The sequence below is a fragment of the Alicyclobacillus fastidiosus genome (genome assembly GCF_026651875.1).
GTDB lineage: Bacteria > Bacillota > Bacilli > Alicyclobacillales > Alicyclobacillaceae > Alicyclobacillus > Alicyclobacillus fastidiosus.
The window spans coordinates 936910-958766 of record NZ_CP104067.1; the positions used below are offsets into that span (position 1 = coordinate 936910).

18 protein-coding genes are annotated in these 21857 nt (G+C 58.7%); 11 read left to right on the plus strand and 7 right to left on the minus strand.

The genetic code is table 11. The features are described from left to right. Positions 1–202: 202 nt before the first annotated feature. Positions 203–715 carry an NUDIX hydrolase gene (locus NZD89_RS04845; protein WP_268006637.1) on the minus strand — a complete coding sequence of 171 codons (513 nt, stop codon included), beginning with the start codon at positions 713–715 and terminating at the stop codon, positions 203–205. A 168-nt stretch (positions 716–883) separates the two neighbouring features. On the opposite strand from NZD89_RS04845, the gene NZD89_RS04850 reads away from it, so the two are divergent. The 3 genes from NZD89_RS04850 (at position 884) to NZD89_RS04860 (ending at position 4727) form a co-directional block, all read left to right on the plus strand. Next, the gene (locus NZD89_RS04850; RefSeq protein WP_268006638.1) at positions 884–1777 is read left to right on the plus strand and encodes an aldo/keto reductase; all 894 of its coding nucleotides are present in this window, start codon (positions 884–886) and stop codon (positions 1775–1777) included. Between the two features lie 219 nt (positions 1778–1996). Further along, on the plus strand, positions 1997–3310 hold the full coding sequence (locus tag NZD89_RS04855) for a nucleotide sugar dehydrogenase (protein WP_268006639.1): 1314 nt from the start codon (positions 1997–1999) through the stop codon (positions 3308–3310). A 16-nt stretch (positions 3311–3326) separates the two neighbouring features. Then, a complete protein-coding gene (locus tag NZD89_RS04860) occupies positions 3327–4727 on the plus strand; it encodes a glycosyltransferase (protein WP_268006640.1) in 1401 nt (466 codons plus the stop codon). 54 nt (positions 4728–4781) lie between these two features. Here the strand turns inward: NZD89_RS04860 and NZD89_RS04865 are convergent, their stop codons facing one another. Then, positions 4782–5405 (minus strand): HD domain-containing protein, encoded by a 624-nt coding sequence (locus NZD89_RS04865; protein WP_268006641.1) that lies wholly within the window; start codon positions 5403–5405, stop codon positions 4782–4784. 299 nt (positions 5406–5704) lie between these two features. Between NZD89_RS04865 and NZD89_RS04870 the strand changes: the two genes are divergently transcribed. Continuing rightward, positions 5705–6937 carry an alanyl-tRNA editing protein gene (locus NZD89_RS04870; protein WP_268006642.1) on the plus strand — a complete coding sequence of 411 codons (1233 nt, stop codon included), beginning with the start codon at positions 5705–5707 and terminating at the stop codon, positions 6935–6937. 135 nt (positions 6938–7072) lie between these two features. Here the strand turns inward: NZD89_RS04870 and NZD89_RS04875 are convergent, their stop codons facing one another. Continuing rightward, complete coding sequence (locus NZD89_RS04875; protein WP_268006643.1) at positions 7073–8338, minus strand: beta-ketoacyl-[acyl-carrier-protein] synthase family protein; 1266 nt, start codon at positions 8336–8338, stop codon at positions 7073–7075. A 337-nt stretch (positions 8339–8675) separates the two neighbouring features. On the opposite strand from NZD89_RS04875, the gene fabL reads away from it, so the two are divergent. The 5 genes from fabL (at position 8676) to NZD89_RS04900 (ending at position 14216) form a co-directional block, all read left to right on the plus strand. Beyond that, entirely contained in the window at positions 8676–9449 is a 774-nt protein-coding gene (fabL, locus tag NZD89_RS04880; RefSeq protein ID WP_268006644.1) for an enoyl-[acyl-carrier-protein] reductase FabL, read from the plus strand. A 47-nt stretch (positions 9450–9496) separates the two neighbouring features. Further along, positions 9497–9898: an acyl-CoA thioesterase gene (locus tag NZD89_RS04885; RefSeq protein ID WP_268006645.1), complete on the plus strand. Its 402-nt coding sequence runs from the start codon at positions 9497–9499 to the stop codon at positions 9896–9898. 3 nt (positions 9899–9901) lie between these two features. Continuing rightward, the gene (locus NZD89_RS04890) at positions 9902–10660 is read left to right on the plus strand and encodes an SDR family NAD(P)-dependent oxidoreductase (RefSeq protein ID WP_268006646.1); all 759 of its coding nucleotides are present in this window, start codon (positions 9902–9904) and stop codon (positions 10658–10660) included. 426 nt (positions 10661–11086) lie between these two features. After that, the gene (locus tag NZD89_RS04895; RefSeq protein WP_268006647.1) at positions 11087–12892 is read left to right on the plus strand and encodes a terpene cyclase/mutase family protein; all 1806 of its coding nucleotides are present in this window, start codon (positions 11087–11089) and stop codon (positions 12890–12892) included. A 145-nt stretch (positions 12893–13037) separates the two neighbouring features. Further along, positions 13038–14216 (plus strand): DUF2515 family protein, encoded by a 1179-nt coding sequence (locus NZD89_RS04900; protein ID WP_268006648.1) that lies wholly within the window; start codon positions 13038–13040, stop codon positions 14214–14216. 62 nt (positions 14217–14278) lie between these two features. On the opposite strand, the gene NZD89_RS04905 is transcribed toward NZD89_RS04900, so the two are convergent. After that, the gene (locus NZD89_RS04905) at positions 14279–14854 is read right to left on the minus strand and encodes a GNAT family N-acetyltransferase (protein ID WP_268006649.1); all 576 of its coding nucleotides are present in this window, start codon (positions 14852–14854) and stop codon (positions 14279–14281) included. Positions 14855–15025: 171 nt separating this feature from the next. Between NZD89_RS04905 and NZD89_RS04910 the strand changes: the two genes are divergently transcribed. Beyond that, the gene (locus tag NZD89_RS04910) at positions 15026–15577 is read left to right on the plus strand and encodes a ribonuclease FAU-1 family protein (RefSeq protein WP_268006650.1); all 552 of its coding nucleotides are present in this window, start codon (positions 15026–15028) and stop codon (positions 15575–15577) included. An 87-nt stretch (positions 15578–15664) separates the two neighbouring features. Here NZD89_RS04910 and aroF read toward each other — a convergent pair whose 3' ends face one another. The 3 genes from aroF to NZD89_RS04925 are packed head-to-tail and all read right to left on the minus strand — an operon-like array spanning position 15665 to position 19465. Continuing rightward, positions 15665–16681: a 3-deoxy-7-phosphoheptulonate synthase gene (aroF, locus tag NZD89_RS04915; RefSeq protein ID WP_268008394.1), complete on the minus strand. Its 1017-nt coding sequence runs from the start codon at positions 16679–16681 to the stop codon at positions 15665–15667. Further along, positions 16681–17835: an acyl-CoA dehydrogenase family protein gene (locus NZD89_RS04920; protein ID WP_268006651.1), complete on the minus strand. Its 1155-nt coding sequence runs from the start codon at positions 17833–17835 to the stop codon at positions 16681–16683. Before NZD89_RS04920 ends, aroF begins: the two co-directional genes overlap by 1 nt. Before the next feature lie 43 nt (positions 17836–17878). Further along, on the minus strand, positions 17879–19465 hold the full coding sequence (locus tag NZD89_RS04925) for an AMP-binding protein (protein ID WP_268006652.1): 1587 nt from the start codon (positions 19463–19465) through the stop codon (positions 17879–17881). Positions 19466–19823: 358 nt separating this feature from the next. Between NZD89_RS04925 and NZD89_RS04930 the strand changes: the two genes are divergently transcribed. Next, positions 19824–21833, plus strand: a complete 2010-nt coding sequence (locus NZD89_RS04930) for an FAD-dependent oxidoreductase (protein ID WP_268006653.1) — start codon at positions 19824–19826, stop codon at positions 21831–21833. Positions 21834–21857: the final 24 nt, after the last annotated feature.

Genomic DNA, 21857 nt, shown 5'->3' on the forward strand with positions numbered 1-21857 from the left:
TGTGTGGCGGATGGCGCTCCGCGTGGGAGATTCGACGCGTTTCGGGCCCTTTCCCGGGAAATTGATCCACCTACTTGACGCGCTTCGACACCGACGACCAATGGGATGCCGTCATGTGAGGCGCCGGCTCGGGCTAGCCTTGAGCAACTTCCCCCAGGCAATTCGGAAGGTGTTCGCGTTCGCACAACGCACCTGACTAGGGCTACGCGAGTTGGACCGGGGTGAGCAAGGCGTGCTGTGCATATGTGAACCGCGGTGTGACCTCTGCGCTGAATTCAAAGATATGCGTGACGGGGGGCTCAGTGGACAGGACGTGCGGCAAGAATACGGGGAGGAGTTCAGCCACACCGCAGTTGTCTTTGTGAAGCGCCCATTCGATTGGTTTAAAGTCGAGAATTCCCTCGTCGCAGCGCATCGGGGTACAGTAGGCGGCTGATGCCGGCAAGGTGGCCGTGAATACGTGCATACCACCTCTCACCCCGTCACTAGCCGTCCAGGCCACAACACCTCGATAGTGGAAGAGCGCGAGGGGGATATCCAGCTTCGCCTCCTCCAGGACCTCTCGCTGAACGGCGATGGCAGGGGATTCTCCAGGTTCAATTTTTCCGCCAAGGCCGTTCCACACGCCCATATTCGGCGATTTTAAGCGATTGAGCAGCAGCAGCTCCGAATCCCTCCGAACGAAACACAGCGTATAAGGTAGCGGCCAGTCCATGCGGTTTCCCCTCCCATAGGTTCATCTCTGGTTTACGGACTTTGACAATCGCCACGCAATTTCCTTCCAATCGAACCGCACGGCAAAAATTGTTTGTCTATTTCGTATTTTTTGCAAAGGGCTGTCATAATAGAGATGGACAGCACACCACGGATAGGAAGTGACAGGATGGAATATCGCGCATTTGGGCAGACGGACATGAAGGTGAGCGCGCTTGGGTTTGGCGGATCGGAGATCGGTGGGGCACAAGACGCGAAAACGGTGGACGCCCTTCTCGGGAGCGCACTCGACGCCGGCCTCAACTTGATTGACACCGCCGAGTGCTACGGCCGCAGCGAGGAGCTGATTGGGCAAGTCGTGTCACATCGGCGCAGCGACTATTACCTGTTTAGCAAATGTGGGCACGCTTCTGGCCTCGCGACGCCGGACTGGGATGTTCAGACGTTGCGAGACAGTATTGACCGCAGTTTGAAACGGCTCCGGACAGATTATCTCGACCTCTTACAACTCCACAGCTGCAGCCTCGAGGCCTTGCAGCAAGGAGATGTCATCGAGGTGCTGCAGCGGGCTAGAGACGCTGGCAAGGTCCGTTACATCGGTTACAGCGGGGACAACGAGGCCGCCCTCTACGCTGTGGAAAGCGGCGTGTTCGACAGTCTTCAAACGTCTATCAACGTCGCGGATCAATCGGTTATCGACAAGGTGTTGCCGGCTGCACGCGACAAAGGCATGGGCGTCATCGCAAAGCGCCCGATAGCAAACGTGGCCTGGCAATACGAGAACACCCCAGAGAACAGCTACTATGTAGCCTACTGGGAACGGCTTCAGGAATTGCAGTACGGGTTCACGAAACAAAGCGTCGCGCACGCCGTCTCCATCGCTCTGCGCTTCACATTATCGGTACCGGGAGTCACGACGGCCATCGTTGGAACGACCAATCCTGGACGGTGGCAGCAGAATGCGGACCTCGTCAATCAAGGACCGCTCGACGCCGCTACATATGACGACATCCGTGCCCGGTGGAATGGAGTGGCGAAACCGGATTGGGTCGGTCGGACCTGATCTCCCCGGACGAACGCGGCGGTCCAGAGCCTTGGCGGCCGCGTTCGTCCGCTTGCAACATCCCCAAAAGTTCGCGCTTCACACCTTGAACGCACCCCCATCTTTGAGCGTGGTGAATAAATCTTTACATTCTTCTCAAACACTTAATCCCGATTTCATATCGAATCTACATTCTCTTCTTACACTACCTAGTAACCAGAGTGTGTGGGGGGAATGGCAATGCGTGAAACCATCGGTGTGATTGGACTTGGATACATTGGGCTGCCACTGGCGATGTGCCTGTGCGAACGAGGGTTTCGCGTCGTTGGTATCGATGTCGACGAAGACAAGGTGGCTGACATTCAAGCGGGCCGGACAGATGTACAGGAAGATTATCTCGGGCAGACCTTATCGCAGATGCTACAGCGGCATATCGCTGAGGGAAACTTTGTCGCTTCGAGCCGACCGGCCGTCGCCGCGTGGGAATGCACCACGTACTTCGTGACCGTCGGCATTCCCGTCCATCCAGAGACGAAATCGCTCAATCAACAGCCATTGCTGGACGCAATGCGCAGCCTTGGACGCGTGATCAAACCGCATGATCTCGTCATCATCCGGAGCACGGTCGTGCCGGGTACAGTGGAATCGCACTGTGTACCGCTGCTCGAGGAGACGAGTCGCATGGTCGCCGGTGTCGACTTCCACGTCGCCTACGCAGCAGAACGCGTCGCCGAAGGGCGCGCGATGGAAGAATTTCAGACGCTCGACATCGTCGCAGGCGGTTTGACCGTTCGATGTGCGGCGCTCGCGGCACAGGCGCTGCAGAAGCTCACGGACGGTCAGGTGCACATCACGGACATGCGGGTGGCGCAGTTGTCGAAGGTCATCGAAAATGCGCAACGGGACGTCAGTCTCGCGCTGGTATACGAATTGCAGGAGGTTGCCAAGTCTCATCACGTCAATCTCTATGAACTCATTCAAATGGTCAACACGCACCCAAGGGTGAACCTGTTGTGGCCTAGTGTCGGCGTCGGAGGCTATTGTATCCCGAATGCGTACCACTACCTGTCGGCGTCACTTCAGGCGGAGAGGACGGACCTGCCGCTGTTTCGACTGGCGCGGCAATCCAATGAGAGCGTGCCCCGGCGCATCGCGCAAGGCGTCGCGGAGTCGCTTCACCAGAGTGGGCGGCAGATGGCGACAGCCGTCGTGGCGGTGTTGGGGCTTGGGATGAAAGATGGATCGAATGATATCCGCCAATCACCCGCCATCCGCTGCGTCGAGGAGTTTCGTTCGCTGGGGGCGATGGTGCGCGCGTACGATCCTTTTGTATCACCGGCCGAGCCCTATCAAGTTTCCACCGTGGAGGAATGTCTCCGCGATGCCGACGCCATCGTGGTGGGCGCTTGGCACAACGCGTTTGACGAACTGGACTGGGGAGAGCTATTTCGCCTTGTCAACCAGGCCGCGCCCGTCATTCTCGTCGATCCCCGCGGACGCCTCGAAGCGCGCGTTCTTCATTTGAATCCAGCGCCTGTGCTCCAGCGCGCTTAGGACGGGGGTGGGCACGATGGATAAAGCGAAGCGAGTCGTCATTGTGGCGTATCTGTTTCCACCAATTGGCGGAATCGGGGTACAGCGTGCCCTGAAATTTGCAAAGTACCTGGGCGATCACGGTTGGAAACCGATTGTCCTCACGACCGACCTGGCGGTCAGTGCAACGATGGACGAGGCGCTGCTCGCAGACATCCCGCCGGATGTGGAAGTCGTCCGCATAAGGGATCCGCTTGCCCGGCTCACACAGCGCGTGATGCAAAGCGTCGGCGCCGGTCGCACAGGGGATGCCGCTTCGATGTCGCCACAGCCAGGCGAGGTGCACACGGGTGGTGTTCGCTCGCGGTTGAAGCGGTGGCTGAAGCGGTGCAAGGATTTACTGCTGATTCCCGATGAACAGGTCTTGTGGGCCATTCGAGCGGCTGTCGTCGGAGCGAACGTGATCCGCAGAGAGAAAGTGTCCTGTGTGTTCACAACGTCGTCACCCGTCAGCGCGCATCTCACCGGCTGGCTCCTCAGGCGCTGGACGCGCGTGCCTTGGGTTGCGGATTTTCGCGACCCGTGGACGGACAATCTGCATTTTGCTGCCGATGGCGGTCGTGCTAGCATTGAACGGCGGTTAGAGCGGTCGGTGCTGCGAGGGGCGACGGCCATCACGACCGTCACGGACGGATTTGCCCTACGCTTCGCAGAGAAATACCCTTTTGTCGCAAACAAGACGACGGTCATCCGCAATGGCGTCGATCCATCCGACTTCGCCGAGCTTGAGCGTGCGCCTTCGTCGGGAAAATTTACGATGCTATACGCGGGGATCTTGTACCCGAAGCGGTCCCCGGCGGTATTCCTTAAGGCGCTGAGCCAAGCCCTAAGGTCCGGGCGCATCCACAGCGACCACATCCGCGTCGAATTCGCGGGCGTATTCGATTATCCGGGCTCCTTTGCGAATCGCGAACTGGTGGAGCGTCTACACCTCGAAAAGGTGGTCAAGGTGCTCGGTTACTTGAGCCACGACGAAGTCGTACGGCGGATGGAGAACGCACACAGCCTCTTGCTGATTGGCGACGACCATCCGAGTGCAAACCAGTACATTCCCGGAAAGCTCTACGAATATCTCTACACGCGTCGGCCCATCTTCGCGCTCCTGAAGCAGGGCGAGGCGTCGAGCCTCATCGAACACCACGAGGCAGGTGTCGTCGTTCCACCGCACGAAGTGGGCGCCGTCGAGGACGCCATCGTCCAGATGGTGCAGCACTTTCGCACCCATGGCCCCGTATCGGCGAATCGGCCGGTCCCCAAGTCCCTGACGCGGCCATTCCAAGCCGGCCAATTGGCGCAGTTGATGAACGAGTTGACCTACTCGCAGCCTTACGCGATGCTCGCGCAAAGCCCCGAATTCCCGCCAATCGGGCACTCCTGACACAGACCGCGAAGGCGGGCGGATGCATAAGGCTCCAACCCGCCTGGCACCACGCTATAAAATTTCCTCGCGAAGCTCATGCAAGTACGCGGAGATGAAGGCCATGCGCGGCTTTGCGAGCGCACGTGCGGCGGCAGTATGGAGTGTCTCCGGGATGTGAAGAAGTTTCTCGAAGACGTGATCGACTGCTGACATCCTGCCCTCTGGGCGGCGGTTTCGACAGAATGCGTCGTCGGGGGAGTAGAGTGGACGCGCGAGGCTGCCGGATGTGGCAAAAAGGCGGGCGAGTCCGATGGCGCCGATAGCATCCAACCGATCGGCATCTTGGAGAATTTTCCCCTCGATGGTGTCTGGAATGATCCCTTTGGAAAATGCGTGGTTTCTGATGATCTCGCAGACCCGTTCCCGCTTCTCCATGGGAAACGCCGTCTGTGGCAGCGCGTCAAAGGCCATGTCCGCGGCCACGTCACCTGACTGGTGGGATAAAGGATGGTCCTTCGGGTAATTGAACAGCTCGTGCAGGAGGGCTCCGACCAGTACGATTTCGGAGTCCGCTCGTTCATGTAACAGGATTTGTCTAGCGTTGTGGTAGACGCGCACGACGTGGAGGTAGTCGTGGGCGGGATCGGATGAGGCGTGCTTTTTCGCGATGTTCCTATATTCATGAAACGCGTCCATCAATTTTTCTCCAATCGGTTGGCGCAAAAAGGCTCATTTCGGTTTTCCCTGATGGTCTGATTGAGACACATTGTGCATGGCGATATACACGAAGGAGCGGGCCCAATTGACCCGCTCCCGTCGCACGCACTGCACCTACTGCTGTCTCTATAGATCCGCATCTTAGCAGGGAACATCTGTTTTTGTCTACTTAAAATTGTGGGTGTTGTATACTTTCTATACGATTGAGAGGATGCGCCTTTTGACCATCCTCTGCGACAAGTAGACCACGAATTTTTGCACCGAAATGAGGCCGCCCGATGGATATATCTCGCCGTTTGTACTACTTTGACAGCCACTTGTCGCAGTTTGAAGCCGTCGTTATCCACGCCAGTCGGCGCGACGACGGAAACTATGAACTGATTCTGGACGAGTCCGCATTCTATCCGACTTCGGGTGGACAGCCGCACGACGTCGGAACGCTCAACGAGACACAGGTCATCGACGTGTTGATTCGCGACGACGACGTCGTACACGTCGTCGAGAACGAGATTCCGGTCGGCACGCACGTGCATGGGACCATCGACTGGGGACGGCGGCTCGATCACATGCAGCACCACTGCGGACAGCACATCTTGTCGGCCGCCTTTGAGGAACTATTCGATCTCGACACAGTGGGATTTCACATGAGCGAGCACGCCGTAACGGTCGACATTGCGACGCCAGCCCTCGACGCCGCCGATTTGGCGAGGGCAGAGCGATTGGCCAACCAAATCGTCTTCGAGAATCGGACTGTGACCGCTCAATTTGTCGACGCTGCGGCCATTCCCGGCTTTTCCCTCCGCTATCCCCCGAAAGTAGACGAACATATCCGCGTCGTGACCATCGATGGGTTTAACCACAACGCCTGTGGCGGTACGCACCCGCAGCGGACTGGCGAAATTGGCCTGATCAAGGTGACGAGACAGGAGAAGGTGAGGAACGCCACGAGACTGTCGTTTGTCTGTGGGGCGCGCGCGCTGCGCGACTACGACAGCCGCGTGCAAGTCACTCAACAGCTCGCGAGCCGGTTGTCTGTGGAGTGGGAGAAGCTGCCCGCGGTCGTCGCAGCGCAGTTGGCGGACAGCGCCGAGCAGAAGCGGCTGACGCAGCATCTCCAACGCGCACTCGCCGAGTATCGCGCCAAGGAGCGTCTGCAGGCGCACATCGACGAGCTGTTGACGCGTCGCGTCGCCATCGCTCGCTTTGAAGATTGCTCGGACGCGGGTGAGTGGAAAATGACCTTTAAGGCTTTTCAACAGCATGTAACGGATACCGTGCAAGGAAGCGCGGTCGTCGCTGTGGCAGAATTCGCTGGACGGGTCCACATCCAGGGACAATCGACTGGCGAGGTCGACATGAAGCACCTGCTCGCCAAACTGTTGTCGGAAGTCGGCGGGAGAGGCGGAGGCACTGCGCAGTTGGCGCAGGGATCAGCGCCTAGTTCTGACGACAGGAGCCTCTTGTGGTACGAGGAACGGCTCCGCATGCTAGTCTTTGAAACATCGGAGTAACTGGGGGGCGCGTGAGGTGTGCGGCGTTGAACTGGGCGAGTGAGCTAGGGCCGCCGGATACGAAACAAACCTGCCCACCGCGTGGTCGCGGGGGCAGGCTGATGAGAAATTCCCGTCAATCCGTTGGCGAAACGCTCAAATTAAATCGGCGTTTTTCCAAATGAGCACGCCGTTTTGGCCGCCGAAGCCAAACGAGTTGCTCAGTGCGTAGGAGATATGCTGTTTGCGGCTCTGATTTGGAACGACATCCATCGGCGCCAGATCTTCCTTGTCCTCGCAGTTGAGCGTTGGCGGCAGTGTGCTCGTCGCCAACGCCTCGATACACGCGATGCTCTCGATGGCACCCGCGGTACCCAGCATGTGCCCGACCGCTCCCTTGATGGAGCTGACCGGAATCTGGTCCAGGTGGTCGCCAAACATGTCGCGAAGTGCGGCCGACTCTGCGAGATCTCCCGCTGGTGTGGCCGTGGCGTGCGCGTTGATGTAGTCAATCGAGTCCGGCGTGAGACCGGCGTTTTTGATTGCCCGTTCCATCGCCAGTTTCGCGCCGCGCCCTCGCGGATCTGGCGAGGTTTCGTGATACGCGTCGTTGGACGTGCCGTATCCGACGAGTTCGGCGTAGATGTGGGCACCGCGGGCTTGTGCGCGCTCGAGCGTTTCGAGCACGAGCATCGCCGCCCCCTCGCCCATAATCATGCCGGTGCGCGCCTTGTCAAACGGGCGCGACCACTTTCCGAAATCCTCGGGGCCCTCTGTCGCGAGCGCACCAGCTGCACGCAGCCCCGCGAGAATCGCGGGGCTGAACAGGCACTCCGCTCCGCCGGCGAGAACCATGTCGGCCTCGCCGAGGCGCAACCAGTAGGACGCCTCACCAATCGAGTTGGCGGAGGATGCGCAGGCCGTCGAATAGGTCATCACCGGTCCGCGAATTCCGTGTTGCATCGCAATCGCCGCGCCTGCGGCATTGGGAATCGACTTCGGGACGAGACGTGGGCCGACGCGGCTTGAACGCCCCGTCGACAGGCGGGCAGAACCGTCCTCCAGGGTTTGTACCCCGCCAAACGCACAGCCAACCGAGATGCCAATCCTGTCTGCCTGATACGCGTCGAACATCGCAGCAGAGTCGTCCCAACCGGCATCTTTCAAGGCTTCCATCGCGGCGACGAGGCCCATTTGCGTAAATCTATCTGTATTCTGAACTTGTTTTTTATCAAGGTATTGTGCGGCGTCGAAATCTTCGGCATGCGCAGTGGCCGGCGCCCATTGGCGCAGGTGTTCGTCTGGTGTCTCGCGGACAGCAGACCGCCCCGAAATCACCCCATCCCAAAATAAAGGCACCCCGACACCGAACGGTGTGACTGCACCCAGCCCGGTAACGACGATGCGAACGCGATCCGTCATGCGGTTTCTCCTCTCGAACCTATGTCAACGTTAGACGATTTGAATAGTCAGGTGTGTATCGAAAAGAACAAGAATATAAAACCTGTCCACCACTACTATGATAACAAATCGCGCCCGCCCTCGCGACCGTGAAATCCTGTGTAGAACCCCCGATTATTGCGAATTGCCCGTCGTCACAAGCGGTTGGTATTTCGGCCGCATTCCATTAAACTTAGATGTTGGGACATGAGTGCGCACAACCCCCCGTCGCTCGCGAGACGCGTGGGGGCGGCGCCAAGATGGCAAGCAAACAATTCGAAGCCTTTGGTTTCGTAAGGTACATAGAGGAGGAACTTTTGTGGGTCAACCCCTCGTGAAACGGTATTCAGGAAAAGTAGTCTGTGTGACAGGGAGTTCGCGCGGCATTGGCAAAACGATGGCCCTTCGCTTTGCACAGGAAGGTGCCGATGTCGTCATCAACTATTTCCGCAATGGCGACGCGGCGCGAGAAGTGGCTGCAGAGGTGGAAGCCCTCGGGCAAAAGGCGTTGCTCGTGCGCGCGAACATGGCGCAGGAAGAAAAGATCATTGGCATGTTCGAGGAGATTCGCACGGCGTTTGGACGGCTCGACGTATTTGTTCATAACGCCGCGTCAGGCCGCAACCGATCCGCCATGGAAGTCGACGTCAAAGGTTGGGATTGGACGCTCAACGTGAATACCCGAGCATTTCTCATCGGGGCACAGCAAGCGGCGCAGTTGATGCCGGAGGACGGTGGAGCCATGCTGGCCTTGTCGTCGTTCGGGTCGGATCGAGTGTTTCCATATTACACGACCGTAGGTCCGAGCAAGGCGGCGCTCGAATCCCTCGTGCGCTACTTCGCCATCGAACTCGCACCTAAGAAGATCAACGTAAACGCGATTTCCGCGGGTGCGGTCATGACAGACGCGCTGGGTCACTTTCCGGAAATGGACCAGACGCTCGAGGCAGTTGAACAGAAGATGCCCTATCATCGAATGGTGACGCCGGACGACATTGCCAATTTGGCACTCTTCCTCTGCTCGAAAGAGGCTGAGATGGTCCGTGGCCAGACGGTGAAACTAGACGGCGGAATCACACTCTTGATTCCTTAAGTGTGCGCGCCGCCAGCGTGCGGTCTACGCCTGGGAGGGCCATTATAGTGGACAACTATCGTTATCATCACGAATTGCGCGTGCGGTTTTCGGAAGTGGATGGCCAGCGCATCGTGTTTAACGCCAATTATCTTTCCTACCTCGATTTGGCGTATTCGGAGTACCTTCGCCGGGAACTGCGCGTGTCCTGTGGAATGCCAAGCACCGTACTCGCCAAGTCGACGATCCAATTCCGCCAATCGGCCACGTTCGATGACGTTTTGAAAATATGGGTCCGCACCGTGAGAATCGGGACTAGCAGTATGACCGTCGAGTTTACCATCACGCGCGGCGGAGAAGTGCTGTTTGAGGCGGAAAACATCTATGTCTACATCGGCGAGGGAGGAAAGCCCGCGCCTGTGCCGGAAGGTTGGCGGCAGACGATTGAAGCATACGAACAGGGGCGATAAACCATGCGTTTTCAAGGACAAGTAGCAATTGTGACCGGGGGTGCCGGCGGTATCGGCCAAGCCAGTGCGAAGCTTTTGGCGAGCCAAGGCGCCCGCGTCGTCGTGGCAGACCTAAATGAAACTGTAGGACAAGCGGTGGCGGACAGCATACGGGCTGCGGGACACGAGGCGAGCTTCCACTTTGTCGACGTGTCGTCGTACGAGAGCGTCGAATCGCTCGTCCAGTACGCTGTAGACACCTACGGGCAACTCGACATCATGTTTAATAATGCGGGTATTTTCGGAGACGGATCGCACAATGTCATCGACTTGCCGATTGAGGAGTACAAGCGGACGATTGCCATCAATCAGGACGGCGTCTTCTACGGCATTAAGGCGGCTGCGGACGCGATGAAAGGCGCGGGTGGCGTGATCATCAATACCGCCTCCATCTACGCATACATCGCCGACAAGAATCAGTTCCCGTACCATGCGAGCAAGGCGGCGGTCGTCGGGATGACGAAGGCGGCCGCACTGGAGCTCGGGCGCTATAACATCCGCGTGGTGGCCATCGCTCCGGGGATGATCGACACGGGCCTCATCGACGCGTGGCGGGATGACGAGCGCGTCTGGAATACGATCCAAAAAGCTCACATGCGCCGCAAACTTGGCACCGCTGAGCAGGTTGCAAACGTCGTGGCGTTTCTCGCCAGCGACGAGGCGTCGTTCTTGAACGGGCACGCGTATTTCGTCGACGACGGTGCGGCCTCCTTCAAACGGTAGCCTACGGAGTCTGACCTGGACGAGTAGGTAAACGTTGAAACTCGAATGGTCACGGACAGATGCCCAGGTCGTCACCGGACGTCCTGACGTACCTTAAACCATCTCAGGCTTAGGGGGTTATGACATGTACGGAACATTTGGCGGCTATACGCAATGGGCAGTAGTATTCCTGATCATCTTCGTGTTGTTCTTCCTGTTAGTACCTGGCTACGGTGCAGGCGCAGCATACTAATCCGAGGTCTCTTTGGACAGGTACGGCATCCACAACTCGCTTCACTGAGGTCATTTGGGGGCGGGCCGCTTTCTGGCGGCCCTTTTTTTGTTGGACAACCCCTGTCGTAACGCGGCAAAATAACCACTGTCCACCCCGCATATGATCACGACACGCCGATTCGCACACGCTGTGCAGCGGGGTGGGGTGATACGATGGATTTTGATTTTCAATTTCTCGGGCGCCAAATTGAGGCCGGGGCGGCGCGCGTTTTGTCGCACCAACGCGAGGATGGCGCCTTCTCTTACTTCTGCGAACTGAGTCCGCTGACCGACGCCATCATGGTGATTTTTCTTCACCTCGTGGGGGAGTCGGACGACCCGCTCGTCGGCGAGCTCAGCGAAACGATTGCACAGGCGCAAACGTCAGACGGGCCGTGGGTTGCCTATCCGGATCAGACGGGGAACGCGTCCTTGACGACCCTTTGCTACTTCGCGTTGAAACTTTCCCGCTACGAGATGGACTCGGGTAGAGAAGAGCGGGCTCGACAGTTCATCCTAGATTACGGCGGCATTCGCCATACCTCAAATTTGACGAAGATCGTCCTCGCGTGTGCCGGCCAACTGTCGTGGCGGGAACTGCCGCCGCCGTTCATCGACTTCGTCTTGTGGGGAGAGCACGCCCCGGTCGACATCTACGACTTTGCCAGCAATACAAGGCTGCATATGATTCCCTTTATGTTGCTCTCGCACCTCGACTACCACGTCGACCTCCCCGACGAAGTCGGTGTCAAAGACCTCGTCACGCCGTCGTTTTCCGTCCCGCATATTCGCATTCCCTTTGAACACCAACGCGCCGTCGACGCCGCGCGCGAATTCATCCTCGACCGGCTGGAGGACAACGGCACGCTGGCAAGCTATCACTTCGCCACGGTCCTCGCCGTTCTCGCGCTGATGGCCGTCGGCGAGGAAGCGGACTACAAGGTGATTCAGACGGCGATTCAGGGGTTAAAGCAAATGGTGTATCGCCAATGTCCCTCTGTGCACCAACAGCAGTTCACGTCGACGGTGTGGGACACGGCGCTCGCGATGCGCGCTCTGCAGGCGACGCGGCTGCCGATGTGCAACGAAGCGCTCGCGAGAGGGATTACGTACCTCTTAAACCACCAACACGTGGACGCGGGGGATTGGCAGGTGCACGCACCGAAGGCCAAGCCTGGCGGATGGGGCTTTTCCGACATCAATACGATATACCCGGACGTGGACGATACCGTGGCGGTCCTCAAGGTCTTACATCCAGTTCAGGCGCGATGCCGCGCCGCTTGGCGGCGGGGCGTGAAGTGGGTGCTGGTGATGCAGAACGAGGATGGCGGCTGGTCGCCGTTTGATCACAACTGCAACAAAGCGTGGCTCGAACACATCCCGCTCAACGACATGGGCAAAGCGATGACCGATCCCTCCACGGCCGACATCACGGGACGGGTGCTGGAGACCATCGGGTCGACCGGCATCCGCGCCGAGTCAGCCGTCACGAACGCGGTTCACTGGTTGACCGGGCATCAACAGAGCGACGGATCGTGGATGGGGCGCTGGGGTGTCACGTTCATCTACGGCACCTGGGCGGCGGTACGCGGCCTTCGGGCCGTGGGGCTACCTCGCGACACGCCGACCATTCAGCGAGCCTTGGCGTGGCTCGAACAAGTGCAGAACCCAGATGGCGGATTCGGGGAGTCGTGTGCGAGCGACCAACTGGGCCGCTACCAGCCGCTTGGCTATAGTACAGCCTCGCAGACCGCATGGGCTTTGATGGCGATGATGTCGGCGTCGCCTGCGCTGACAAAACCGATTTTGCGCGCTGTGGAATTTCTGATGAACAGCGCCTGTGAAGAGGGAGGCTGGGAGGAGAGCTATCCCACCGGTGCGGCTGTCGCAGGCCAAGCCTACATCTGCTATCACAGTTACAGAGAGGTCTGGCCGCTATTGGCGCTGTGTATGTACTTGGACAGATTTCGCCCAGCGTAAGGCGGCGCCGGAATGATGCGGTATTGCAGGGCGCATTCGCGTGCTCATGTTTTTGGGTGAAATGGAAAAACTGTTTCAGTTACGTCACTAAATCCCGCTCACCCCGACGAAAGGTGCCGCGGCGGTCACCAAAGGACGATGGATGATGTTGCAGTCTCTGATGAACCGGGCGAAGCTTTTGTGGCTGATGACGGCGGGGCGGGATCGGAAAAAGGTCCTGCACCTGGTTTCGACGCTTGCCAAGTCGGCCAAAGACGAGGAATTGGTCGCCATGTCCGTAGCAGACCGGGCGGTGGTCGAGGAAATCCTTGAGACGACGGGCGAACACAACCGCAACAACCTCACTCGGACGGCGGCGTACCTTCGGTTTTACCGCGCACGGCCAGAGGTGCACTGGGCATTTCTCGCCCATATGGTCTCGCGCAATGGCGGCTTTAGTATGACCGACGTCAAGGGCGAGTGGTTTTCACGAATTGCAGCTACCGCCCAGCACACTCGGTTTTTCGAATTTCTCGAACGGGCGAACTGGCTCATCTTTGGGGACGCCTACCCGCAACTGCTCTTATATGAGAAATGCGAGTCACTGGGGCGCGACCTCACGCACCTACTGCCGGCGCTCGGCGTATCTCGCTTCATGCGGCCGATTTGGAAGACGTTCCTGCAAACAAAAGACTCTTCCTTGTTGACGCACGCACTCATTATCAACGAACAAAATTTCATTCAATCGAGAGTCATTGAGAGTCCGAACTACGACGACGAAGTGATCTTCACGTTGGAATTTCAAACGCAGGCCGTGCTCGGCCTTAATCAGGTGCTGTTCCCGTATCGCGACAGGGTGACGTCCGCCCCCCGACTCGCCGGAGCCCCTGTGTCGCAGTTTGCGTCGCTCGACGCCCGCATTGAAACGGGGAAGAAGCTTTACAGCATTCTCTTTCGCGATCCGACCATCCACAGAGCCATTCTCGACTTTGCATCGAGTACCGAACACACCGGCTCGCGCGCCGACTACTGGCCTCACGTATTCACTTGTGACGGCCGCGGCGGTGCGCTCGCCGAGCACTACAGTCCATGCTTTTTACAATCCCCAGAACCTGGGCGACGCATCTACAGCCCGCGCTTACGCGATGTCTGGGGAGACGTCAAACACCCCGCCGCTGAGCGGGGGGACTGGTTTGTCGACATGAGTTCGACTGTTCATCTATTCACGCCGGACGCCACGGCACCTAGGGACTTCACGCCGCAGTACGCCGAAGCGGGGGTGACGGTGGAGCACATCATCCTCGCGAAGGAGAAGCTCGGAGCGCTCGCAAAGCCGTTTGCATGAGACGTCCTCGGTCGCGCTCGGAGAATCCAGAGAAAGAGGTCGCAGTCGCTGTCACTTGGTCGTTAGTTCCGGCTGCGAGGTGGCCACAGCTCCTGCGTGACGCTGTAGATAGCGTGGTTCTCCCAAATCCCATTGATGTTGAGGTAGTATTTGGCCAACCCCTCGCAGTGGAATCCCACTTTTTCGACGACGCGGATAGAGGCCTTGTTGCGCGGCATGATAGCGGCCTGTACGCGGTGGAGCTCGGCCGTTTGAAAGGCGAAGTCGACCGCGTGTGAAAGGGCCTGCGTCGCAATGCCCTGCCCGTTGCACCGCTGCGAGACAAAATAGCCTACGGTACAGCTGTGCCACGCGCCGCGGACGATGTTGCTGAGGGTGAGTCGACCGACCATGGAACTTGGTTGGTCGTTCTCAGCGCGTCGACAGATGGCAAACGTGTACGCGCTGCCCCCTTGCCACAGGCGCTCTGCAGTGTCGAGGAGTTCGCGCTGACCGCCGCGCGTAAAATACGCGTCTGGCCGCGGTGGTTCAAATGGCTTTAAGAATGTTCGGTTGTCGATGTACAACCGGACTACTTCGTCGACCGGTACTTCGAACAGCGGGCGGAGTAGCACGTCGTTTGCAGGGAACGTTGGCATGGCGTTGCGCCTCCATGATCTGTGTCCTTCGGAAATGTGACTATTGTACGTCATTTAAGCTTAGACAACTAGCTGGTGTCTGTGAGAAGATAGGCTTGGAATAGTATGGTATCTACTCGGTGAGTGCGAGCAGCGATGGTTCGTGAAGAGGGCCCGTATGGGGGGACGAGCATGGCTGGTTTCATCAAGCGAAAGACGGCGGACAGAAATCATTGGCGTCGAGTGACCAAGAAGTCTTATGTCCAAAGGACGATTGAAACAGAGGAATTTCGAGGGTTTATCTCACTGCTGAGAATCGATCAAATCGCCGATCCGTTGTACATCGACGTCAAAGGCGAATCCGTCTGCATCGCCGACGAAGGTTTCTTCTGGCTTGGGCAGCTTCCGCAGAGCGGCAATTATGCCGTCACCGCCATGTTTGATGCAGGCGGACACATCGTTCAGTGGTATATCGACATCTGTGAAAACATTTGTCTCGACGAGCGCGGGATACCATCGTTTGACGATTTATTTCTCGATCTACGCGTGACGCCGGACGGGGACTGCGAGCTGCTCGACGAGGACGAGCTTGAAGCCGCACTTGCATCGGGTGTCATTTCGCAGCGGCAGTACGATGTGGCGAGGCGAGAGGCAGCGCGCATTCTCGCAGCCATCGGGCGGGACGAGTTTCTGCCGCTTTGCAAATCCGCTCTCTTCCTAGCCTTCCTCCTCGAGCACATCTGACGAAAAGCGAACAGGGCAGTGGCGCCTCTACATCGTGCGATGTATGTTGCGCCACTGCCCTGTTTGTGGTCGAACGGGACGACCTGTTTACGCGTGCACGAGTGGACGGCTCGGCGCCAGTGCCGCAGAGATGCGGTTGACGTCGTCGACCAGTGCGCGGAACTCGTCGAAGTCCAGCGTTTGTGCCGCGTCCGACCAAGCCTGAGCCGGGTTCGGGTGGATTTCGACGATGACGCCCGTTGCACCCGCTGCAATGCCAGCTCGCGCCATCGGGCGGACGAACTCGGATTTGCCGATGCCGTGGCTTGGATCCACGACGATAGGCAAGTGCGACAGGCTTTGGACGACCGGGACGGCGTTGAGATCGAGCGTGTTGCGCGTCGCCTTCTCGTAGGTGCGAATCCCGCGTTCGCAGAGGATGACGTCCGGGTTGCCTTGGGCGAGGATGTACTCAGCGGCCATCAGCCACTCTTCGATCGTGCCTGACAAGCCGCGCTTGAGCATGACCGGCTTGCGGGCTTTTCCGACTTCGCGCAGCAGCGGGTAGTTTTGCATATTGCGCGCGCCAATCTGTAGTATATCGACGTATTCGGCGACGAGTCCCACTTTGTCCGGCTCCATGACTTCGGAGATGATGCCAAGACCCGTCTTTTCCCGGGCGATGGCCAGCATCTTCAGACCCTCTTCCCCGTGGCCCTGGAAGCTGTACGGGGACGAACGAGGTTTGAACGCGCCACCGCGGATCAAGTGTCCGCCTGCGGCTTTCACTGCCTGCGCGATTTCCACGATGTTCTCCACCGACTCGACGCTGCACGGACCGGCCATGATGGTCGGTTTGCCGCCACCGATGAGGTGTCCGCGAACGTTGATGAGCGTGTTTTCCGGGTGAAACTCACGACTTGCGAGTGGATACGGGCTTTTGATAGGGACGACCTGTTCCACCTCGGCCAACTTCGCGAGCGAGGCCTCGAGCGACGTGTCGTTCTTTGGGACGACGATGGTTGAAGGACCGGCTTGGTATCCGGTGTGACCTCCTTCTTGAATCGCGGTGAGAACTCGGTTGATTCGTTCGTCGGACAGCTGTGGACGTAACACGATAACCATCATGATTCGCTCCTCTCATCTTGTGCGCGGGCTAGAACATCGCGTACAATGACCATTTTTTGAATCTCTGAAGTGCCTTCTTCAAAGCGCTGCATGCGAGCATCGCGGTAGATGCGCTCTATCTCTGAAGACTTGAAGTAACCCATTCCACCGTGTATTTGAAGTGCCTGATCTGTGACACGTTGTAGCATTTCGGTTCCAAACAACTTCGCCATGGCGGCTTGCGTCGAAATCGGCTGTCCACCATCGAACCGACGCGCTGCGTAAAGGCAGAGTTGGCGCGCTGCCTCGATGTCTGTCGCCATCTCGGCAAGCCACATCTGGATGGTCTGTCGCGATGCGAGCGGCTTGCCGAAGGTCACACGCGAAAGCGCGTGTTGCGAAGCCAACTCGAGGGCGCGGGATGCGGCACCCACGCAGGTCATGCCGATGGCCGTTCGGCTTGGGTCCAGGAAGCCCCGGAAGGCCACCTCGAGGCCCTCTCCTTCCGCACCGAGTCGGTTGGCTGCGGGCACGCGGCAGTCTTTCAACCGCAAGTGGCCGTGTGCCGTGCCGGTGATTCCCATGGCCGATGGCATGAGCTCGATGTCGAGGCCCGGCGCATCGCGTGGGACGAGCAGAGCGAGCGTACCCTCGCCGCCCGACGTCCCCTCCAGGCGGCAGAACAATAGGAAGTAGTCTGCCACGTCGCTGAAGATGATCATCCACTTCTCACCGTTGACCACGTAGTCACAGCCGTCGCGGCGCGCCGTCGTTTTGATATCCGCGCCTGAACCGGAGTTTGGTTCGGTGAGGGTAAACGTGATGCGGTGTTTTCCTTGAACGAACGGAATCACGAATTGATCCCGCTGCTCTGGCGTCGCTTTGCTGTCGATAGAGCGCCAGAGGCTGTTCATCACGTGCACGATAACGCGCATGGACCCGTGCATGTGGGCAAACTGCTCCAGGAGTTGCAGGTATTCCTCGAAGGTGAGCCCTGCCCCGCCGTAGTTACGGGGCGCCGCGAGACGTAGGAATCCGCGATCATTCAGGTCGTCCCAGACCCTTTGTGGCACTTTGCCAGACCGCTCAATTTCGTCTGCCAAGACCCGGGCGGGACCTTGGACGTACTCCGTGACGAGAGATTTGTAGTGTTCGAAGTCGAGTGTCGCCAACGTGCATCCTCCTTTTGTCCCATGGCGCCGCGTGAATCGATGATCAGGCTTTCTGCTCGGCGTTTAGCTTCTCGGTGATATCGTTTCGCAAAACGTATTTTTGAATCTTTCCACTCGCCGTTCTCGGCATTTCGTCAATGACCTCGACGCGCTCTGGCCAATAGATCTTCGCCATCCCGCGGTCGCCGAGAAAGTCGGTGATCTGGGACAACTCTGGCGCTTCGTGGCCATCGTTTACGACGATGTAGGCGCAGGCGCGCTCCCCGAGTCGGGGGTCTGGCATCGCGACGACCGCGACGTCGGCGATGGCCTCGTGTTGATACAGCAAATCCTCGATCTCGACCACCGGGATCTTCTCGCCGCCGCGGTTGACGACATCCTTTTTGCGGCCGGTCAACTTGAGGAAGCCATCTTCGTCGATGAGCGCGAGGTCTCCCGTGTCGAAGAACCCGTCTCCCGCATGGCTCTCCTCGTACCACTCGTGGTGATGCAAATAGGTTGCGAACATCGCGGGCGTCTTGACTTGATAGCTGCCTTCCACGCCAGGGGGGACGACGTTGCCTTCGTCGTCGACGATGCGAATGGCCATGCCGTCGATGACGCGGCCGTCGGTACCGGCGAGTTTCTCGGCGGGATCGCTTGGGCGGCCGACACAGACGAGACAAGCCTCCGTCGATCCCCAACCACCGGTGACGTTGCACGCCAATGCGGCGCGCGCCTCGCGGGCGAGTTGGCGAGGGACTGCCGCCCCGGTGGCCACGAAAATGCGCAGGCCCTTCGGCGGGACCTCACTGCGGGTGAGGTCGGCCAAAAACGGCATCGCGGCTTGGACGAACGTGGCCCCGTGCTCCTCGATCGCCGCGCGGGCCGTGTCCACGTTCCAGATGGCTTGGTAGATCCCTGTCGCGCCGAGGTAGAAAGACACGAGCATCCCGTATAAGAAGCCCGTTTGGTGGGCCAGCGGGGAAGGCGCCCAAATCCGGTCGTCGGCCGTTAGCGACAACGTCGTGGTATGTGCTAATAAAGCGCTCGACAGCGTTTGGTGCGTATGTAGGACGCCTTTCGGCTCGCCGGTTGTACCCGACGTATACAGGAGTTCGGAATAGGTATTCGGCCCCGGGCGGCGCGAGGTCAAGTCGATTGTCTCGCCGGTCAGCAGCCCGCCCATGTCGGACACTTCCGGTCGACGCACAGATTGAGGAAGGACAAAGACGTGTTCCAGGACCGGTAACTCGTCGCGAATGGCGTCGACGAGCTGTCGATAGGAAAACTTGCGGAATTCGTCGGGGACAATCAGCAATTTGCTGCCAGAGGACTGCATGATGAACTTCACTTCGCGCTCTCTTAAGGAGGGAAGCAGCGGGCACGGTGTGGCACTGATGCGCCACAGCCCGAGCGTCAGGGCGATGAACTCCCAACTGCTCGGCAACTGATAGGCGACGGCGTCGCCCGGTTCGACACCGAGCTCGACGAGCTTCGATGCGACGCGGTTCGCCAGTCGGTCGAGCCGTGCGTACGTCAGGGTGATCGGCTCGTCTGTGCTGAGATCGACGATGGCGATTCTGTCCGGATGCGACCGGATGGTCTCGTCGATTTTGTCGATGAACAGCGGTGCGTGGGTGAGATCCATGAATCCAACTCCTTTATGAAGCTCAAAAACGGTGATTCAACCGTCGATTTATCACCAGGTAATAAATGACGAAATTTGTCCGCGAAAATGCTCGAAACATATCATAAATCCTCGTGATCACGGGAATTTTGGAAGTTGCATTTCTTAAGTACAGGGTTCATTCTAGCATTGAGAGATCGATTTTTTCAACACCAGGTGTTAATATCAGCTTATAAATTATCCTGAAGGTTCATTCTTGCTACCGCGAAGATATCCACAATGGTGAGCGTTTCATGTGAAACGCCGTACATAGACAAGGTTCTTTTCGGTTCGATACACTTGGGACAAAGATGCTAGATGGACGAAGAGGAGCGACCACATGACGACGAGACAGAGCGTACAAGTTCGTTACCGTGCACTCAGTCAACCTGGACGCATTGGGAGTCTGACATTGCCTCACCGAGTCCTGATGGGTTCGATGCACATGGGATTGGAGGGGCAGCCGGACAAGCTCGGCCAACTGTGTGACTTTTATCGGGAGCGCGCCGAGGGGATGGCCGCACTCATCATCACAGGGGGGGCCGCCGTGACACAGGCGGGCGGCGCGGACCACATGTACGTGCTCACGGAGGACGCCGATGTCGAGGCGCTCGCGAGCCTTCCGCAAGCTGTTCACGAAGTAAATGGCAAGATTGCGCTGCAGTTGTTCCACTCTGGACGCTATGCGTTCGCGGACGAGATTGGCATGCAACCGGTTGCACCCAGTCCCATCGCTTCGCGCCTGACGCGGGAGGTTCCGCGGGAGATGACGGACGAGGACATCGCAGATACCATTTTGGCTTTTGCACAGGGTGCGCGAAGGGCGATGGACGTCGGCTACGATGCGGTGGAGATCATGGGGTCAGAGGGGTATTTGCTCAACCAGTTCTTATCCCCCCTCACAAACCACCGCGAGGACGAGTACGGGGGCTCGTTTGAGCGGCGGATGCGGATGAGTCTCGACGTCGTGCAGGCCATCAGACGAGCTGTCGGCGCACAATACCCCATTATCTTTCGGATGTCCGGGCTCGATTGCATGCCCGGCAGCACCACGCCCGAAGAGACGATTGCGTTCGCAAAAGCACTCCAGGAAGCCGGAGTGGACGCGTTGAATATCGGCATCGGTTGGCACGAGGCACGTGTGCCCACAGTGCAGCAAATAGTCCCGCGTGGCGGATTCGCGACGATTGCTGGGACGATTCGCGGACACGTGAGCATTCCGGTCATCGGGGCAAACCGCTTAAATGTTCCGGAAGTGGCAGACGCACTCGTCGCCGACGGCTATTTGGACTTTATCGCGCCTGCGCGCCCGTGGCTAGCCGACAGCCAGTTGGCGAGGAAGGTGGTCGAGGGCGACAGGGCGGGGCTCAACGTATGTATCGCATGTAACCAATCCTGCCTGGATCACACGTTGGTCCGCCCGCACTTGCCGGTCAGCTGTCTGGTCAATCCGCGCGCGGGGCAGGAAGCGTCGTGGCCTGTCGTCGAGGCTCCTGCGAAGCGAAGGGTCGCCGTGGTCGGCGCCGGCCCTGCCGGGTTGCAGGCTGCCGTGACCGCGGCACAGCGCGGTCACGACGTGGTGCTGTTCGAACGCGAGGCTGAAATTGGCGGGCAGTTCCGCATGGCCGCCCGCATTCCGGGCAAGGACGAGTTTTATGAAACGATTCGGTATTTCCGGGAAATGCTTGAACGCCTATCCGTGACTGTTAAAATGCAAACAGAACCTACGCCGGATGAATTGTCCATGTTCGATCACGTCGTGATAGCGCAGGGCGTCGTTCCAAGGGTCCCCGAGATCCGCGGAACTGACCTGCCACACGTCGTCACTTACGCGCAGGTGTTGAACGGAGAAGTTCAAGTTGGTCGCCAAATCGCCATTATTGGCGCAGGTGGAATCGGGTGTGACGTCGCGACATTCCTCGCCGAGGGCAGCCATGCCCCGGCTGACGTGCAGGCGTTCTTCGCGTTGCAATCGCTGCCGACGCCGCCGGCCATGCCGCGCGAGATCACCGTACTCGCGCGCAGTGACAGGTACGGTCACGGAATCGGACGCAGTACTCGGTGGGTCGTGAAGCAGGAGATGAATCGCCTTGGCATCCGCGTCGTCACAAATGTGGACTTCCGCGAGATCACGCCAGAGGGCGTGCGCATAACCTCCCCGGATGGGGATGTCTTCGTAAAAGCTGATCAGGTCATCCTCTGTGCGGGACAAGAAGCGCACGAGACACTTGCAGAGGCGCTCAAGGGCAAGGTTGCGGTACACGTCGTCGGTGGCGCCCGCGACAGTCGCGGGATCAATGCGGCGCGCGCCATTCGGGAAGCGTTTGAAGTCGCCTATCAAATTTCGTAGTTGGCGGGACGAGCTTGGCTCGAT

What these genes read in the sequence shown, in the direction of transcription:
- NZD89_RS04845 (WP_268006637.1), bottom strand. Translation starts at nt 715, where the DNA reads ATGGACTGGCCGCTACCTTATACGCTGTGTTTCGTTCGGAGGGATTCG.
- NZD89_RS04850 (WP_268006638.1), top strand. Translation starts at nt 884, where the DNA reads ATGGAATATCGCGCATTTGGGCAGACGGACATGAAGGTGAGCGCGCTT.
- NZD89_RS04855 (WP_268006639.1), top strand. Translation starts at nt 1,997, where the DNA reads ATGCGTGAAACCATCGGTGTGATTGGACTTGGATACATTGGGCTGCCA.
- NZD89_RS04860 (WP_268006640.1), top strand. Translation starts at nt 3,327, where the DNA reads ATGGATAAAGCGAAGCGAGTCGTCATTGTGGCGTATCTGTTTCCACCA.
- NZD89_RS04865 (WP_268006641.1), bottom strand. Translation starts at nt 5,405, where the DNA reads ATGGACGCGTTTCATGAATATAGGAACATCGCGAAAAAGCACGCCTCA.
- NZD89_RS04870 (WP_268006642.1), top strand. Translation starts at nt 5,705, where the DNA reads ATGGATATATCTCGCCGTTTGTACTACTTTGACAGCCACTTGTCGCAG.
- NZD89_RS04875 (WP_268006643.1), bottom strand. Translation starts at nt 8,338, where the DNA reads ATGACGGATCGCGTTCGCATCGTCGTTACCGGGCTGGGTGCAGTCACA.
- NZD89_RS04890 (WP_268006646.1), top strand. Translation starts at nt 9,902, where the DNA reads ATGCGTTTTCAAGGACAAGTAGCAATTGTGACCGGGGGTGCCGGCGGT.
- NZD89_RS04895 (WP_268006647.1), top strand. Translation starts at nt 11,087, where the DNA reads ATGGATTTTGATTTTCAATTTCTCGGGCGCCAAATTGAGGCCGGGGCG.
- NZD89_RS04900 (WP_268006648.1), top strand. Translation starts at nt 13,038, where the DNA reads ATGTTGCAGTCTCTGATGAACCGGGCGAAGCTTTTGTGGCTGATGACG.
- NZD89_RS04905 (WP_268006649.1), bottom strand. Translation starts at nt 14,854, where the DNA reads ATGCCAACGTTCCCTGCAAACGACGTGCTACTCCGCCCGCTGTTCGAA.
- NZD89_RS04910 (WP_268006650.1), top strand. Translation starts at nt 15,026, where the DNA reads ATGGCTGGTTTCATCAAGCGAAAGACGGCGGACAGAAATCATTGGCGT.
- aroF (WP_268008394.1), bottom strand. Translation starts at nt 16,681, where the DNA reads ATGGTTATCGTGTTACGTCCACAGCTGTCCGACGAACGAATCAACCGA.
- NZD89_RS04925 (WP_268006652.1), bottom strand. Translation starts at nt 19,465, where the DNA reads ATGGATCTCACCCACGCACCGCTGTTCATCGACAAAATCGACGAGACC.
- NZD89_RS04930 (WP_268006653.1), top strand. Translation starts at nt 19,824, where the DNA reads ATGACGACGAGACAGAGCGTACAAGTTCGTTACCGTGCACTCAGTCAA.